At 41.8% G+C, this 17,903-nt stretch carries 10 protein-coding genes; 7 read left to right on the plus strand and 3 right to left on the minus strand.

The annotated features are described in order from the left end of the window. Window positions 1-75: 75 nt before the first annotated feature. Genes V7137_RS13900 through V7137_RS13910 form a run of 3 tightly spaced genes read right to left on the minus strand, consistent with a single transcriptional unit; the run spans window position 76 to window position 2,948 of the window. Window positions 76-1,857 (minus strand): hypothetical protein, encoded by a 1,782-nt coding sequence (locus V7137_RS13900; RefSeq protein ID WP_335698636.1) that lies wholly within the window; start codon window positions 1,855-1,857, stop codon window positions 76-78. Between the two features lie 16 nt (window positions 1,858-1,873). Next, entirely contained in the window at window positions 1,874-2,821 is a 948-nt protein-coding gene (locus V7137_RS13905) for a hypothetical protein (protein WP_335698637.1), read from the minus strand. Further along, window positions 2,799-2,948: a hypothetical protein gene (locus V7137_RS13910; RefSeq protein ID WP_335698638.1), complete on the minus strand. Its 150-nt coding sequence runs from the start codon at window positions 2,946-2,948 to the stop codon at window positions 2,799-2,801. Before V7137_RS13910 ends, V7137_RS13905 begins: the two co-directional genes overlap by 23 nt. A gap of 200 nt (window positions 2,949-3,148) precedes the next feature. On the opposite strand from V7137_RS13910, the gene V7137_RS13915 reads away from it, so the two are divergent. The 7 genes from V7137_RS13915 (at window position 3,149) to V7137_RS13945 (ending at window position 17,686) form a co-directional block, all read left to right on the plus strand. Next, window positions 3,149-4,924 (plus strand): vWA domain-containing protein, encoded by a 1,776-nt coding sequence (locus V7137_RS13915; protein WP_335698639.1) that lies wholly within the window; start codon window positions 3,149-3,151, stop codon window positions 4,922-4,924. 414 nt (window positions 4,925-5,338) lie between these two features. Further along, a complete protein-coding gene (locus tag V7137_RS13920; protein WP_335698640.1) occupies window positions 5,339-8,731 on the plus strand; it encodes a tubulin-like doman-containing protein in 3,393 nt (1,130 codons plus the stop codon). Window positions 8,732-9,170: 439 nt separating this feature from the next. Then, window positions 9,171-11,519 (plus strand): hypothetical protein, encoded by a 2,349-nt coding sequence (locus tag V7137_RS13925; RefSeq protein WP_335698641.1) that lies wholly within the window; start codon window positions 9,171-9,173, stop codon window positions 11,517-11,519. Window positions 11,520-11,587: 68 nt separating this feature from the next. Continuing rightward, window positions 11,588-12,862 carry a vWA domain-containing protein gene (locus V7137_RS13930; RefSeq protein ID WP_335698642.1) on the plus strand — a complete coding sequence of 425 codons (1,275 nt, stop codon included), beginning with the start codon at window positions 11,588-11,590 and terminating at the stop codon, window positions 12,860-12,862. Window positions 12,863-12,927: 65 nt separating this feature from the next. Beyond that, on the plus strand, window positions 12,928-13,566 hold the full coding sequence (locus V7137_RS13935; protein ID WP_335698643.1) for a beta-mannanase: 639 nt from the start codon (window positions 12,928-12,930) through the stop codon (window positions 13,564-13,566). A 14-nt stretch (window positions 13,567-13,580) separates the two neighbouring features. After that, window positions 13,581-14,846 carry a TRAFAC clade GTPase domain-containing protein gene (locus V7137_RS13940; RefSeq protein ID WP_335698644.1) on the plus strand — a complete coding sequence of 422 codons (1,266 nt, stop codon included), beginning with the start codon at window positions 13,581-13,583 and terminating at the stop codon, window positions 14,844-14,846. After that, complete coding sequence (locus V7137_RS13945; protein WP_335698645.1) at window positions 14,846-17,686, plus strand: hypothetical protein; 2,841 nt, start codon at window positions 14,846-14,848, stop codon at window positions 17,684-17,686. Before V7137_RS13940 ends, V7137_RS13945 begins: the two co-directional genes overlap by 1 nt. Window positions 17,687-17,903 lie beyond the last annotated feature (217 nt).

Below are 17,903 nucleotides of genomic sequence, written 5' to 3' on the forward strand. Positions count from 1 at the left end.
CAACAATAAGCTTTAACATTGCCTTATTAAAAAAGACCAAACGTTGGCCCGCGCCTTCGATTGGTCTTTTTTTGATTATTCAACTTTTTCTACTTGGAAGACTGGGACACGGATGGTTTCGCCATTTTCATCGTTAATATCTGTATAGCTGTCAAAAACACCACTCACTGTATAACTGGTGTACGTTGTAAATTCGGAATAGCCTTTTAATAACAAATATGTTTTCTTCCATTCCTCGGTACTTTCATTAAAGGTTTCCGATAAGGTAACCAACATTCCGTCATCTAGCTGAGAATCGGTATAGGCGGTAAAACGAACTTTTTTCCCAAAGTAGTTCGCAATGTTCTCTACATTGATCTCTTCATAGGTTTCCTTTGTTTTCGTAAATTGATATTTCCCATTAAGATCTGGTTCAAAGTAGGCGAGTTCGCCTTCTCCCTGTCCGACTGGATTATCAACCACTAAGACTTGGTTCGATTCAATGGTCAAACCATCTGCTTTGACATCAAGAATGTTCACCATCGAACCACCGCTGACTTCATAGGCTAAGTAATGGTGCTTCCGCTCTGATGACTTTGCATCAATATAAAGAACAGGATGCTCTGATGAACTTAAACTGCTTTGAAACACTAGCTTATAAATGGCCGGTGCCCCTTCGATTGACCCCTCCGTTACCACCATCGCTTCTTCACCGGTCAGTTGGCCATAATAAATGCCGCCGTCGGTGGAGATAGCAGCAACAACGCTATCTCCACCAAATTTGTTGCTAGTATTCACGAATGTTGAAAATTCTTTTCCTGTATATAAGCGCTCCAAGACACGAATGGGTTGATATTGATCCCAAGCAAGATTTGCTTTTGAAACTAATTCTGCGGTGTCCTTCAATGGTTTTAACGCTTCATAGATGCTGATCGCATCTTTGTATTGGTTCGCCGCTGTAAGATTTTCGGCTTTCGTTAAAGCCTCACCTGTGGATTTTTCAATATAAACAAAAACTTTCGTATCGTTCATATTCCCCTCTAATTTTTTGATCGTGCTCGCTGCGTCGGCAAAGGCTGCATAATCCTTTTTATTCATCGCCTTTGTTACAATCCTTAATAGGTTCACATCAAGTGTTTCCTCGAGCCAGTCCGAATCCATTGACAATTCCTTGAGGGCACTAAATTGTCTGTTTCCCTCATCTACAATAGATGAAACAGCGCCATTTTCGATTATTTTATAGAGCTTTGTGGAGTAATAGTTTTCGAACGTTGTTTGGACTTCTTTTGTCTTGGCTGACGAGCGTTTGCCGTAATATTCAGCTGGAATTTTGTTGAGGATAGTATAGATCTCCTCCTCTTCAGAAATACCATTGATTGAATCATGTACTAATTTATCAAGGTTCACCTTCTTAATCGTCGAAAAATATCCCTTCATATCCCTATCGAGATTCGTCATCGCCTCCATTTCTCCGTACATATCCTTTTGAACGCTGGTGCCTGACACCCATTTTTTCTGACTTTCCTGCCAGCTGTCATAAATAGATACAAGCTTATCGAGGTCGTTTTCTTTCTTATAATTGGCTGCTTTGTTATCGAATTCTTCCATGGCTTTTCGAATAGGTGAGAGGATAGAGAGCTTTTGTTTGATGTCTTTGTTATGGTCTGTCACAAAAACATTCAGTTTAGCTGCCCGAAACTTTTCTTCCGCTGCCACTAATTCTCCTGACTGATAAAGCTTTACCGCTTCCTTATAGGTTCTTAGTTTTTCATGCGCCATGATGATTTTTCCGCTCACACCGACAAGCAATACAGTCAGAATAAGTAAGGAAACATTCCGGGACCAATTTACTTTTTTGTATAGGGTTGATTTAAACATGATTTTAAAATCCTTTCTACGAAACAAACCGTTTAAAATCAGGATCATAATGATACTTGATTGCAACCAAACGCTTTGCTTTTTCCTCAAGACTGCCCCACTTTGCATCTGGGTTTGAATAGAGAATATTGCACAGCCTTAAAAACCGGTCCTTTGGAAAATATTCAAGGAATTCCTCAATGAAGTCTGAGAATTCTTGAATGTACAGTTTCATTCGTAACGCTGTCCCAGCGACAGCAATAAGTGAATCGATACCGAAATCCCTTACAATAGCATCCCGATATTGAATAAAATAGGCGATACACTTTTTGGTAAACAGGGGCCGATTGATTTTTAATATCTCCAGGGCATATTTCACAAAATCCTTATCATAGGATGAAGGAATAAGAGATTCAAGTTCAAGCTCCATGTCTCTTCTTAGCACGATATCATTCAAGACCATGACTCGGCGTATTTTCACCTGATCACTATAAATAAAATCACCAATCTCACGCAGCTTATCATAGGCCGGGGCCAGTTTTCCCGCTTTGACATCCTCTTTGGCAAGGTTGCTATCAAACTGAATACCTGCTTGAATTTTTCGAAAGTCGGCGCGAAGCAGCTTTTTCAGCACCATAAAATATTCACTTTTCATAAAAGTAACCGTGAGAATGATATAGCTACTCACAAAAATGACCCCAGTGATTAACGAGAGATAGAGCGTTTTTACTGTTGGAGCCGCTACAATTCCAATACAAACCAGAATCAATATTCTTATAGCTTCCGTAAATAAACGGTTTCGAAAAATTGAATGGACGATGCTCTCGATCCCCACAAAAGTCAAACCGCATGTTGGGCATTCTTCCTCTTTTAAAACAGAATAACGATTGCACTTTTTACACATTTTCAGTTTTTGATAACAATATTTCGTCCTTTTTTTCTTGGAAAGCTGGATGGCTTGCTTAGCGATTGGAATCACCTTCATTCAACATGATGACCAACTCATCGTCGATATCATCGAAATTTCCACTGTTCCGTTTGTTTTTAACTAATTTAAACGCTTTCCAGATAAGAATTAAAACTAGCAGGCTCGTAAATACAATACTATACATTCGTTCTTCCCCTCTTTGACAGTTTTAGATGAGGCGATAATTTCCAAAAAATTCATTTAGTATATTATAATGGTAATATTTTAATATTTAAAGATAGGATATGTTTGGGAATAATAGGGTAACGATGGTAAAATGAGAGTATATTTCAAAAATTATAACTATTACCCGAAAAGGAAACTGCTGTTGGAGGTTGCACACACATGTTAAAAAAATGGATAAGTAGTTTTATAGTAATCGCGTGTCTTTTCTGCAGCATGAACTATTATAGTGTACGTGCTGCCAGTCCATTAAATTCCACTTCCCGAATTGAAGGGATGCTAGTCGTGGATGTTAGTAATTCAATGAAAAGCAGCGACCCAAAGAATATTAGCAATGAAGCGATGAAGATGTTCATTGATATGGCCTCCTTTAATGGGGATAAAATTGGCGCCATCGCGTACGCAGATGCGGTTATGCGCGAAAAAGCATTAGTTAAAATCCGCTCGAATCAGGATAAGAAAGATCTCAAGGATTTTATTGATTCTCTTGAGAAATACACATATACGGATTTATCAACCGGGGTTAGCGAGGCTGTAAAGGTGCTCGATTCCAGCCATGAACAGGATTACTTCCCACTGATTGTCCTTCTTGCTGATGGAAATAACGAAATGGATCCCAAAAAGGCTAAGACTTTAAAAGAAGCGAATAGCGATTTAGAAAAAGCCATCACTGCCGCAAAGGAAAAGGGGTATCCAATCTATACCATTGGATTAAACGCAAACGGCAAGCTGAACAAAGACGTTCTCACCGATGTAGCCAAACAGACTAACGGCAAATTCTTCGAAGCAACCTCAGCTGACAAGCTGCCTGGCATTCTTAGTGAAATCTTTGCCAACCACCTAAAGTTAAAAGTTGTCCCTTTGAATCAAATTGTCGGGAACGGCCAATTTCAGGATATCAACATCCATGTCCCCAATGAAAATGTGTTAGAAGCCAATATTTCGCTGATGTCTAGTAAACCAGTCGAGGTACAGTTGGTGAATCCTTCCGGTCAGGAGCTTGCCATCCCTTCCGATCAAGTCCTATTTTCAAAATCTAAAACTTACTCGATGGTAAAGCTGTTGAAGCCCATACAAGGTGATTGGACGCTAAAGGTTAAAGGCGTCAATCAGGATAAGATCGATGTTAATCTCGTTTTTAACTATGATTTACAGCTTAAGCTGAGTTCACTTGCTAAACAGATCTACAAAGCAGGTGACACAGTTAAAATAAGTGCCTTTTTTGAAGATAACGGCACCGTTATTTCTGATAAAGATATCTATCAAGAAATGAAAGCAACACTTTTTGTGAAGGACCTTGATAAAGGAAAAATTAAAGAAGTTGTTCTAAATTCAGATAATACAGCCTTTACAGGACAATTCAAGCTTGGAAATGCCTCTAGTTATGAGGTGGTTGTCAAAGCGGAAGACAATAGCTTTTTCCGGGAAACCGCACCACAAAAGATTACGCTTCAACATACAGCCAAGTCTCCTGCTGCAGTCAAACCTGCAAATACGGAAGACGAGAAGCCTTTTCCGTGGCTGTATGTAGTGGCGGCCGTTGTTGGTGCCCTCCTGCTTGTAGCCCTTGTTTCTATTCTATTAGCAAAAATGAAGCAAGCCAGCCGCGGCTTTAGCGGGCAAATCGTTGTGGAAATGAAGAACGAAGATACAGGCGAACGAACCAATCCACAATACAAAAAGTTAAAGGGCTTTAAAAGGAAGTTCCGCATGCATCAACTCCTGTCCCTGGCACCTGAATTCGCCGAAACCGAGCAAATCATTTTCAAACCTGCTGCCGGCGATAAACTTCTGCTCATCAATAACTCAGACAGTACGATTGAAAAAGGCGGACGCGCCATCGATGCCAAAAAGGGCTTTGAAATAAAGAAAAACGATCGTCTAAGAATCGTTCTAAAAAAGGTTAATAAATCAATATTTATAGAGTATATCAGTTAAAAAGAAAAGCGGAAGCGCCTTGTTCAGGGAAAAAAGTAGTTCATTTTTTCCCAGGGGCGACAGGCATAAGACGAGCCGGCGTGAAGGTTGCTTTTTAACCTTCAGGACGGATTGAATTAAATGTGGAGGCGACTGTCCTGGGACGAAGGCATAAGACGCCCCCTGCAAGAAGGCGCTTTTTGCCTTCTTCAGGGGGTGGCTTATGACTCGAGTCCCAAGGAGCCGAAACTAGATAAGCTTATGACCCGAGCCCCTAGGCGCTGCAGCCAGACAAAAAGAAAAGCGAAGGTGCCTGAAATGGTGTCATGCACCATTTCAGGAGCTTGGCACCCTAAATTGAATCCTTATCCCGTTATTTTTCGTCATATATGTGAGAGAGATTGTATTATTTTACAGCCCGGGAGGAATTTTTGCATGAGAGCAAGTGTGAGAGAGCATATTCAGCAGTTAGATGTTTCCTTAGGCGGAGGGATTATTTCAGAGAAAATCCGCGTGGATACCATAGATAATCCAATGCTGGTCATCGGCCTTGGCGGTACAGGCATTGATGCCCTATTACGATTAAAATATCAAGTTAATCGCCGTTTCAAACTGCCTCAGGACCCTTTATCCAAAAAGAAAAAGGATAAGCCAAATAATATTGAATTTCTAGCCTTTGAAACAAATGAATATGACCGTAATAAAAAGTATAAAGGCATCGGGCTAGATCCAAACAAGGAATTTGTCCTCCTTTCCAACCCGGAAATTGGCGGCCTGCTTCAAAATCGGAGCACGATTGAGCCCTACATAAAGGAATGGCTCTCACCGGAACTGCTCATTACCGATGGGATCAGCGGTGCTTCAGGTGTCCGTCAGGCGGGGCGATTGCTTCTTTTCACCAAGATCAATCAAGTGGTCCAAACCATTGAACGAAAAATAGAGGCCGTCCTCGAAGGGACCAATAAACGGTTGTATGTCTTCATCCTAACCGGACTTTCCGGCGGAACCGGCAGTGGCTGCTATCTTGATATTTCCTACATTACCCGCGGGATTATGGAGCGTAAATTTGGCCCAACAGGCGTGGATAAAGTCAGTATTCTCGGCTATCTTTTCACTCCCGATGTCAATCTCTCCAAACGCGGCCTAAGCTCGCACACCGTTGAATACATTGAGAAAAATGGCTATGCCGCCTTAAAAGAGCTGGATTATTGGATGAATGCCGATGAACGAAATGAACGGTTCAAACAGAGGTACGGCAGCCTGTTAGAGGTTAACTCTCCGATGCCGCCCTTTAATCTCTGTCATTTAATCTCGGGGACGAACTTAGAAGGAAAATGGCTCGAGAATGCGTATGATTACTGCATGAATGTCACCGCAGAGAATATTACCAACTTCATGGCCAACGAGGAAAAGAAATCGGGCGAAGAGTTCGCGATTCATGATTATATTAGTAACATCCGGACTAATATTGCACAAATGCCAAAGCCCTATGCGGCCAACTACCAATACAACATTATCGGTGCCTCGATGGCAGAAATTCCTCTCGAAGAAATGACTACGTATATCGGCTATAAGCTGTTTGAAAAAATGAACAGCATGTTTGATGCAGGCCCCGATCAAACAGAAGTGGAGCAATTTTTAGAAAAACTGCGAATTGATCCAGATTCTGTCCATAATCGCTTTAACGAACGTGTACCGGAAGCGTTATCCGGTTTTGAAAATAGTGATCGCTTCTCTTACAACAACGTGATCAAAACGTCTGTCATTAATATCGATGACGAATTAGATCGTGAATTTTTAATAAAAGCACAAGAACAATATCGCAAATGCAAGAAACAACTCCCTGGCGAGATTATGGAAGAGTTCCGCCGTCAAATTGAGCGTCTGTTCCTTCATCCGAAAAAAGGACCAATTTTTGCATCGCGTTTAATCTATTCAAATGATGGATTCTGCCTATTAAAAACCCTGCAGGCTTATACGGAAGGACTTCGCGACCGCTTAGAGCGCCTTCCGAGAGCTATTTCTACTGATCAGGAATATGCCTTAAATAAACTTGAAGATGCCAGAAGTGCCTTTATCTCTAAGGATCGCAAAAAGAATGCCTATATTGAGGCCAAGCTGAATGAATATGATGCTCGGGCTGAAAAGGTTCGGATTGAAGAAATGATTGAATTTTATGAGGACCTATACCAACTTCTTAATAGTCAAAACAACAAAATTTATGAAGTGTATAAAGAAATCCTTGAAACATTAAGAGGAATTTTTGAAAAGAATGCCGATATCCTGGTTGATGGCGAGGAAATCAAACACGAGAATGATGTCACCTATTATTGGCATTTGGTCAGTGTACCCGATGTTGCACGTGAAATCCAGCGTTTGTTTGATTCCAAAGACGGTGAATTATTGGTCCAGCAGTGGTCCGAAATGCTTCTTGAAAAATCAACCTATTGGATCAAGGAGTCCGAAGTGGATGTCGTCGGCACGGTGTCTGAATTCTTAACCGATCAGTTCGGTGAATTAATCACAAAATCAATGGAAGACTTTTTACGCATGAAATACGGCGAAGATCAACCGATTGACAAAATTATTGAAGATAAAATTGCCGCTAGACTGGACCGCGACGCCCTGCCAGTATTCCATCTTGCCAACAGTAACGGACAGTTGCACTTCCCGCAATGGGGATTTGTCTCCGTACCGGTAAAAGCGCCGAATATTTTCAATGGAATTAAAAATTTCGAGAGGCATTCCTTAAGCCATTCCCGGTTCACGATTAAAGAAAGCGAATTAAAGAATCGAATTTTCTGGTTGAATACGAAAAATGGGATTCCGTTATTCGCCTATTCACCACTAGCCATTTACGAAACTTCGTATGAAAAAACGATTTTGGAAAAAGAAGGCGTCGGCCGCCATCTCGTGCAAACAGATAAAGAAAACTGGGCTTACCTCCCATCACCAATTCCGGAAAAGTCATGGGGAGATACGTACCAAAATGAGCGCGTCAAGCAATACAATGCCAGTGTCCGCACCCTATTTGATGAGGCGTCCGCATTCGGCTGTATCAGCGAGAAGAATGCAGATCATAATACAAGCGCACGGTTCCAGTGCCATTTTACAAACGAGATCAGCCTTTCGGATTTATATGCACAGTATGAAGTCGATCCGCAGCAGATTGATAAGGCAAGCCCTGGAAATCTGAAACGGGTGCTGAGCCAGCTTAAAGCTATGTTCTCAGGCGGGATGGAATCTGATGGTGTCAGTGATATTTTTGGAAGCACCAATTTGGAATTAGCCAAAGAAAATTTCATTCGCTCACCAAAGCTCATTGAAAAAGTGAAAGTAGAAGTTAAAAAATATCACCTGATTCAAGAAAAAATGGCTGAGATTGAGCAATGGATTGAATCACAAAAAGACAAAGAAGTATCCCTGAATCAGTTTATCCAGGCTGTTTATACAAAAACGATTCGGAAAAGAGGCGCTCTTTACGTGTACGATAAGGAGATTGAGGAAGATGCCTGGGAACCGTTCGTTAACTTAATGAAAACAACAAAATTCATAGATTTTGAAATCTATCAAGCTTTCAAAAAGTTGACTTCTAAACAAATGGCCCAACTCGGAAAGAAATCTGAACGCAGGAGCAATGACTTGATTAGCGAGGAACAGGCAACAGAGCTGATTTCTGCCTTAGAGGAAATGGCTGCCACCTATCAAAAGGAAAAAGAAGCTCTTGATTATGACTACAAGGATTTTGTAAACGGCGAAGAATTGTATAGGTTCTATAAAGAAATGATGATTAAAGTTCAGGATATGCTGCGTCAATTAAAATCATAGCTATGTTAAAGCTCATGTTGATTTGGCACTATAATGATTGGAGCGGAAGGCGCGAGACTCTGCGGTCACGGGAGACCCCGCAGTCACTCAAGCGATGAGGAGGCTCCCGAACCGCCCGCGAACCGCAAAGCGCCTGGAGCGGAAATCAACTTAACAGAGCAAAAATCATAAGGACAGTTTGATACGAATGCAGAAATGATGTGGCCACATGCAGGATTTGCTTGTGGCCCGCCTCGTATAAAAGCGGAAGCGCCTTGTTCAGGGAAAAAAGTAGTTCATTTTTTCCTAGGGGCGACAGGCATAAGACGAGCCGGCGTGAAGGTTGCTTTTTAACCTTCATGACGGATTGGCTTATGACCCCGAGCCCCTAGGCGCTGGAGCTGGACAATTTTCAAAGTAGAAGGCTACTAATTTTTTTTCTGATGAGGGGGAAAACAACTTGAGAGACCTTTTACAAACGTATGCACACACTTTTTCCAACCAACTAGAAAAAATGACGCTTGTAGTAAATGAACAGCGAAGTGTGAACCATCCAATTGTATTCGTATTTCTGGGTGATCTTGTTTTGGATGCTCTAAAATCCATTTTGACGATTAATGAAGAAAAATGGCATAACAGTTCAGGCGTGCTTTATTTTCACGCTTATCAAACAAAGACGATCACCCATCCAAATGTGCTTTCGTTTCAGCTTCCAGACCAAGGCTTTGATCGAAAAACCGTCCGGAAAGACTTATACGAATCCTTTTGTCGTGATGAAGACAAACTGATTGAACTAAATAAAACCTATCGCTTGTTTTCATCGAAAATTGCTGAGTATGGGAAGGTGTATTCCTCCCTTCAAAAAGTGAACCTGTGCGTGGTCACAGTGATTGATGACCCTGCGAATATTCTTATTCAAGAATTTACCTTATTGCTTAAAAGTATTCTGCAGGAATCTTTCCGGCTGGTCGAAGTGGACCTATACGGATTAATAAAAGAAAAACAGGACGGCGATAATTTTGCCCTCTCGACCTCGCTCGGGATTAGTTTTTTCAAAGAATTAGATGGCTATCAATGTGATGAATACACCTTTCTGCAAAACCTTCAGCTGACAGAAGATCACCTCCGGCTGCCGGTGAGTCACCCACCTTCCCCACTATTCGATATGGTGTATTTACTAAGCGATAAAAACGAAGATGGCCTTATTTCAAGTGAAGCCCAACAGCAAAACTATGAAATCATCAGCAATCTTAATCTCTTAAAAAACCGCAAGATGATTACCGATTACCACGAAAAGATGGACAGCTATAACCATGCTGTCTTTCGTAAGGGCATACGCGGAAATTCAAGAGATCCTGTGTACGCTTCAGCCGGCTTTTCCAAAGTAAATAGGCCCAGCAAGGCGATTGCTTTTTTTGCAGCAAGTCATTTTTACAATGAGCTGATGGAAGCATTAAAAGCCCCGATTTCGCAGCCCCGGGAAAAAGTGCTCAACTTATTTGCCCTGTCAGAGGCTTCTTTTCAAAAGTATTATAACAAATGTCTCCCTTTGATTGACAAGCTGGAGGACATGAATGGATTAATCGGTGTCACGAATTCTTATCAAACCGTGAAAAGAATGTCGGTCAGAGAGGCGGAGGATTACTTGTTTGAGGGTGGAGCGGAACGCTTCTTCTATTCCAATTTCAAAGAACCTGTCTCCGAGCGCCTTAAACAGTTCAATCTGAAGCTTATGATCCAGCGCTCGCTAGATGAAAATGTGATTCAACATGAATTTTACGGTTTATATTGTGCCTATTTTTGGACCGCGGATTCGACTGGTTCGGAGATTAGTATCATCCATGAAATTCACAAAATGCTAATCGATACGAAAAATGAACAAGTAGAAAAACAAGCACGGCTAGAACAGTACTACCAGCAACTGGTCGACAGCTGTGATTTTAAAAAGAGTTATCTTCCTTTTTCCGACCGGAAAAACCTGTATAATTTCCTACACTACTTTTTTGAATCGGTGTATGGCATAAAGTATGAAATAATCAAACTTGACGTGAAGCAGACCATATTGAAGCAGTACTTGGAAGTCCTTGAAGAAAACCACCTGAAATTGCAAACCAAAATCAATCATATTAACGAAGTCGGTTCCTTTTTGAAACAGGCAGCAGCAGAAAGCCTTTATGAGGCCGATGATTATTTAGATAAGAATATCCCTGAATATTATGCCGAGATGATTACACGTATCATCGCAAAAATAAAAGAGAAACGCGGGGCTCACTTCTTTTCGGATGATCGCTTTTTTGGAAACCTGGTCGGTTTGCTTGAAAACGGGGCCACGGCACTGCTGGACCGAGTCCTGCATGTGTGCAGTCGTGAGGTGCTTACCCAAGAGGAATTCCACCGCAACTTTGAAGATGAGCTGTTAGAACGAGCCAATGTCATGACCCATTATGAAAACAGAGATGTGCTCTCGAAAAGCGAATTATTTACGCAATTATATAACCGGCTCGATGATCAATCATCGATACAGATTGAAGTGTTTAACTACACCCAGGAACACCGGTACGAGGAAAAATACTTCTTTGGTGATTTCTACAGCAAGTTCATGGAGTTCGTCTTAGAAAAAGAACATGAAACAAGACAGTGCAAAGTCGGCTGTGCCCATGAAAAGAAAGCAAGCGGGATCGAAAAACTCACCCTCATGGGAGGATTTCACTTAAGGGACTTGATGTACTATCGCAACGGAGAAAAATACTACAAGGCTTATTGCAATGAGGGGTTCCAATTTCATTCCAAAGCGGAAGCGCCCGTTTAGTCTAGGCGCCGATGCAAGACGAAACGGAATCTGTTAGTAGCAACTCTATATCATAAGGAGCTTTGAACATGTCTGTCCGAAAATTTAGCTTTCTCTTTTTTGTATTTAGTATCATGGCCGGACTCATCGGCGCCGTAATCGGGGAATGGTTACTAGAGTCCTATTATGGTATTTGGCCCAATATCCTGTTAATGTGGGTCTATTGGGGACAGTTGGCACTCCTCGGCGGACTCTTCTGTTTGGCCGCTGAGATGATTACGCCAATGATTAACGGAAGAGGCTGGCGCTTAGAATACGCTTCGTTCTCATGGAAAATTCTTGTCCCAGCAACATTCGTCATGCTGTTTGTTGCCGGTGTTCTCTTTCAATTCTTATACTCACTTAATTTTTCAAACGTTAAAACGCCTGATGATATTGTCATGGTCCTCGATATATCAGACAGTATGAATAAAACCGACCCGGGGCGTGAAAGCTTGAAGGCAGCTGAAACGCTGATAACCAATATGAAGTCCACCCATCGTGCCACTGTTCTTTCGTTTAACGACAATGCCATGATTACCAAATCGATGTTTAACATTCGTGATAAAGAGGAACGGGCCGATGCCATCAAGCAAATCAAGGCATTAGAGGCCTCTGGCAGCACTGATATCGGCAACGCCTTGGACCGTGCGATTCAAGAGATTGACGACCATTACCAGGCAGGCCGCAAACCAATGGTCATTCTTTTTTCCGATGGATACAGTGAACTTGATCTCGACGCAGTGGTCGAGCCTTACCAAAACAAAGAGATTGCCATAAATACGATTGGGATGAGTAAAATTGACAAAAGCGGCGCCCATCTCCTCCAATCGATTTCCTCCAGCACGGGGGGTTCCTTCTATGACGTGAAAAATGCCAACGAATTAACAAATGTATTTGAAAAGATATACCTCGAAAACCAAGACCGGCTCCTTGTGACTCAGAGACATGGATTGTCTCAAGACAGCACCTATCTTTCTGTTCTCCGTGTGGTCTTATTTTCGTTAATCGGAGCACTATTCGGGCTCGCTCTGGGAATTATTTTTGACAATCGCTATTTGGCAAAAAGCTTTTGCTTTACTGGGCTGATCGCAGGGATCCTTGCAGGATTGGTTCTGGAGCTTGGGCTCCAAGCCAATACACTGGGCGGATTTTTCTACCGGATCACGGCTGATATCCTTTTGACAGCGTTAACGGGTTTAGGTACCATGCTAATCCCTATCCGGGAAAAATTTGCCGGCAGCACGCATCGCAGCGGTAGGATGACAGATGTTTCAACAAGGAGCTCTGCCTCGAAAAGAGAGACCTTTAGAAAGGGATTTTGATTTTGCTGCAAGGCGGCTCAAGTCTGCATTAGAAAAGAATTCTACTAGAAATAGGGTGATTGTTGGTGAATTGGGAAACCATTTCTTCTCCTGATCATGAAATAAAAAATATTAGAAAGACGATAAGAGATTCCGAGGTTCATTTAACCTGGTTCTGGTCCAAGGAAATTGACTTTGTCTACATGTATAAATCCTCCTCTGAAAATATGAAGCCGCTCCACGAACTCAGTGAGCAGGACCTAAAGCTATACACGCGGGAGGAATATAAGGCAAATCAAGGCTATCTTGGCAGAATCGATGCCATTGGCCGCACGGCTTATCGCATTCTCCCCTGCCAAAAACGGGATGGTAAACTGATCGTTTTCAACCAGGAAAATGATGATAACCTCATATATATATCAGGTTCGAAAGCAAGAATTTATTTTTCGATTTCTTATAAAAATAAGCTCTTCCAAGCACGCAAAAAAGTACGGATGTCGATCATGACCGAACTGCCGCTTGATAAAGAGCTGTTAGTGTATGTAAAAAAAAACGGGGGTGTTCCCGTTTCGGTTGACGATGGTACCGTCTATCCATTTGTGCGCGAGTTCCCCTCAGGGAAGACGGTGCCGCCAGAGATTGAAATTGATAAAAATGAGTTCATTCGCATCTTTTTCAATGATGGAAAGAAATCAGCACAAAGTTATGAGTTAATTCCACAATAAGGGAGACTATCCGTATGTTCGCATTGCTTAAACGAATGTTTGAAAAAAAACAACCGCCCAAGGAACGGCTGCCATTTTACGATATTGTTTGTCCTTATTGCTTTACAAAATTCCATCATGAAGAGGTTGTCTTCCGTGCCTCCCATCACCGCGATGATGATGAAGCATTAGCCCTTCAGGAAGATGAATTGTTAAACAAGTACCGGGGAAAATTTGGGCTTGCCCCCATTGATGAACTTGAGGCGATAATCGAACCCGCCATGATTCCCGATGAAAACAAACTATATTCCGACCGCGTTCTCATTGGTGTGTCTGATAAATATTCGGTCGTAACGAGAAACCGCCTTTGTCCGGCCTGTCACAATGACCTCCCCGTCACCGCGGGCAAACATCCGAGTAACATTGTTTCCATTGTTGGCGCTACTTCGGTGGGAAAATCTGTCTATATGACATCACTGATTCATACCCTCCAGCATGTGACTGCTAACAATTTCGATGCAGCATGTATTCCACTTGATAACGAGATTAGTAAACGATTTCGGGTAAACTATGAGATTCCACTCTTCGAAAATGGAAGTCTCTTACAATCAACCGAGAAATCCAACCGACAGGAGCCGTTTATTTTTCAATTCGTCTTTAAGGATGATGACCAAGCACCCTTGACGCTTGTATTTTTCGATGTCGCTGGTGAAGGAATGACAGACAAGGACTACATCAAGCTTCATGCAGCCCATATCAAAAATTCATCAGGGATTTTATTCTTGGTTGATCCGATGCAAATCCGAGCCATCCGTGAAAAGCTGATCCATCAGATGGGTGAAAATCCTGGGAAGATTGTTGGTCAAGGTGATGAGCCGCGTGAGGTGGTCATTTCCTTGTTTGGAGATTTCATCGCCCATCTCGAAAACAGCAAAACTGATATTCCAACAGCAGTTGTTTTAACAAAGAGCGACCTCTTACATGCCTTAAAGCATGATGATGGAGACTATATCCGGACGAATAGTAATGTGTTCCGCAATGTGATTCACCGGGGCTGCTTAAATTTAGATGAGTACGAGAATATTAACGGGGAGATTAGGAGATTCCTAGCAAAAGTGGATACCCCGTTTGTAAATGCCCTTGATGTTTACTTTCGGGATACCTCCTATTTCGCCGTGTCGGCCCTTGGCAGTAACCCCGTCGATCAACAGGTAAGCGGGATTATTAGTCCGATCCGTGTCGATGAACCATTTATTTGGCTGCTTTACAAATTAGGCTATATAGAAGGGAGAAATGAGTAGTGACCGGTAAGTTGATCGCACAGCAAATATATACACGCGAACGGAGAGGCATTTTCCATGACACTGACGGTTATGACACGATTGCCATTTCCGAAAACCTTGATAAAGCCTTTGTAAAAAAATACTTGCACCCGTTTTGTATGTATCATGCACCAAAGATTCTATCGGAGCGCGGTGAAAAGGATTCCTCTCTTTATCCCGAGTCCGTGACCCTTTTTCAGCCTGAAACCGGTGACCTAGTCATCGGTCAGGCCGTCTTTGTACCCGCCGACTTTACGGGAAGCCGCAGCACGTATTTTATGCATAACTATATTATTCCGCCGGGGCTGAAGGATGAGTGGCTCAAGCAGCCAGAGAGATTATTTCAATGGAATGAGTTTCAAACCACCTATGATATCGAGTCAGGAATGGTCCTGCCTGACGTGGAGGCAGTCGAATATAACGCGACCAATATTCTCGCTGTAAAAGATGAATTGTTGGTTCGATTAGCGATTACCGAGGATCAATTCAAACAGCTTTTATATGCGGTGATGACGTCGATTGCAGGCAAGAAAAAGGTCTTTATTTCACTGGATGTGCCTTTAAACGACTATACGAACTACGCTCTTTTACTTCTAGAGTTAATGACCTTGTATTTACCATTTGCTCACCGTCGAAAATTAGGTGCCATTTCCTTTACGAGCGCACCTGAAAGCAAAAATTATATCCACGTCACGTTCTATGACCCGGGGACATTAAATACAGCAGACCGAAGTATCGAAAAGCAATTTATTTTCGACTTTGCCGCTAAACGAATTTCCGGTCTAGACATTGGAGGTCAGGCGCATGAATATTTGGATTATGCACTCGACCATTTTTCAAGATCAGAGCGAGTCGATGCATTCCTTGAGTTTGCTGACCAAGCGTTAGCTGGCCTGCCTGAAGAGCAAAAACTGGAACTCTCAAGCTACTACCAGTTAACCGACCTGTTTTTAACTTTATCTAGTAGAGATATGACCTTTTATGCGAAAAATAAACTTGGCTTTTTACATAGTTTACAAAAATTCTTGCAGGTTAATAGTGGGGAGAAACCCGATTTAGTTGATCTCTTTTTGAATCTGCTTCATCAGGAAATAATCGCAGCGGATCCCAAAACAGCCCTTGACTATATTCAAGCGGTTATTTCGATCAATTCAATCTTAAAAACGGATGAAGCCATCTCTTTCATATTGGAGACATTAAAGCATTATCAGCAGCAACCACTTTTCCATAAGTTATGGAAGGAAATTGAACAGAACAAGCTGACCTATCACTCTATCATCTTGTTTATTAGTGAGCATCCAAATCTTGACGCGTTTCTTGAAAGCTACCTAATGGAACGGTTTAAAGCACTCGTTGGAGTCGATGAGATTCTTTCCGAGATAAAACGAGTGTTGGAATTGGAATCACCATACCTGTTAGTGAATGAAACATTTAAATCTGTTTCTATCAAAAAGCTTTCTGCTGCGATTACCTATCATTCTTTTAAGGATCTCTTGGCAATTAGGAGCTTTTCAATTGATCAGGATAGCACCGAGTTTAACCGTTTTAAAATAGGATTGCTCGAACATGGAATGATCGTCTTATTACGTTCTATTCGCTTAGAAGAGTTTACGGTTAAAGAAATCCTCTCCTTTGGTCAAATTTTTACAAAGGGACTTAATGTTAGAGAGTTGAAAGATGCAAAGGTAAAGGAAAATTACTTGATTACCAATGCTCTTTACGAAGTCGTCAGCAACCCTGCTCATGCGGAAACTTATAATTTAGGAGTATTGACCGGACCAAGCCGCGGGAAACTTAGAAGTACGCTTAAACAAGTACTGCGAGGCCAATCTAATCCTGAGTATTTTCCGCTTTTATTTATGGCCTTTGAAACAGAGGGCAGGGGGGTAGACTATCAGGGTTTATTGGAATACCTGATTAAAAACAGAGACGACAAAACGATTCTATCGTTTATTCGGGGCAACACAAGATTACTTGATCTGTACCCATTTTATCGAGCAACCTTGAAAAAGTATTTAATTAGCCATCCAGAATCGATTTGGAAAAATAAAGCCCTAAGAAAAGAACTGAAATCAATTAAAAACTACAGCCTTAAAAATTTTCTGAAGGAAGTGGAAACTGAAACAGCCGCACCTCTAGTCAAATTTTTAAAACAGTATGGATTGAAACTCTCGGTAGCGTTACTACTGTTTGGCGGCGCCGGCGGCGGATCTTGGTACGGGTTAAACCAGTTTTTCAGTAAGGACAAAGCACCCGCACCTGTTGTAATAACGACGGAGGACACTGGTGCTAAGGATTTGGCCGAGAAACCGGTTGATAGTATTGAGACCTTAGATGCTTTTAAACCCTCCCAAGAAGGAACAGAAGGACAAACGTTCACGATTGATATTGATGGAAAAAAAGCAAAAGCTATTTATGGACAAGTTCAAAACGGTAAGCAGGACATTTATTTAACGGATCGTACGAACCAGATCTGGTCGTTGGTGCTGCCGGTTGAACCTGATGCAAGTCCTTTTGATAAGAACCTAATCCTAAAGGAGGGATACTCCCTTTCTAGTATTGAACATGATTTTACAGGGGATGGAGAACCTGAGGTAGTTCTAGCTGCGAGTGACAATGCTGCAGAATCGTATATTTGGATTTTTGCTATGGATGGAACAAAGAATGCGGGAGAACCGCTCAAACCGCTTCTGACCCAAAAGGGCAAGGCCGAAGTCCAGCTAGAGGGAAATAAACTGATCTTATCTGAAATGGAGACTAAGCTTATATACGAGTATTCTCAAGAAGCGCAAACGTTTGTGGAAGCACAAATTCAATGATTGGGTTGAAACGAGCATTCCTATGGGGTGCTCGTTTTTCTATTATTATATATAGGATGGCCCGTATACAATACTGATTCGGACAGGCTAAGTAAGTAATCGACTTTTATAGTCCGAATCATGGAGTTTCTATAAAAAAGAAGTTCACTAAAAATCAAACTAAACAAAAAAGACAACCTTTTTCAGATTGTCCTTTTCGTGCCTGGCAACGTCCTAC

Origin of the sequence: Neobacillus drentensis, from assembly GCF_036962765.1 — a bacterium.
In the GTDB taxonomy this organism is placed as follows: Bacteria; Bacillota; Bacilli; order Bacillales; family Cytobacillaceae; genus Neobacillus; species Neobacillus drentensis_C.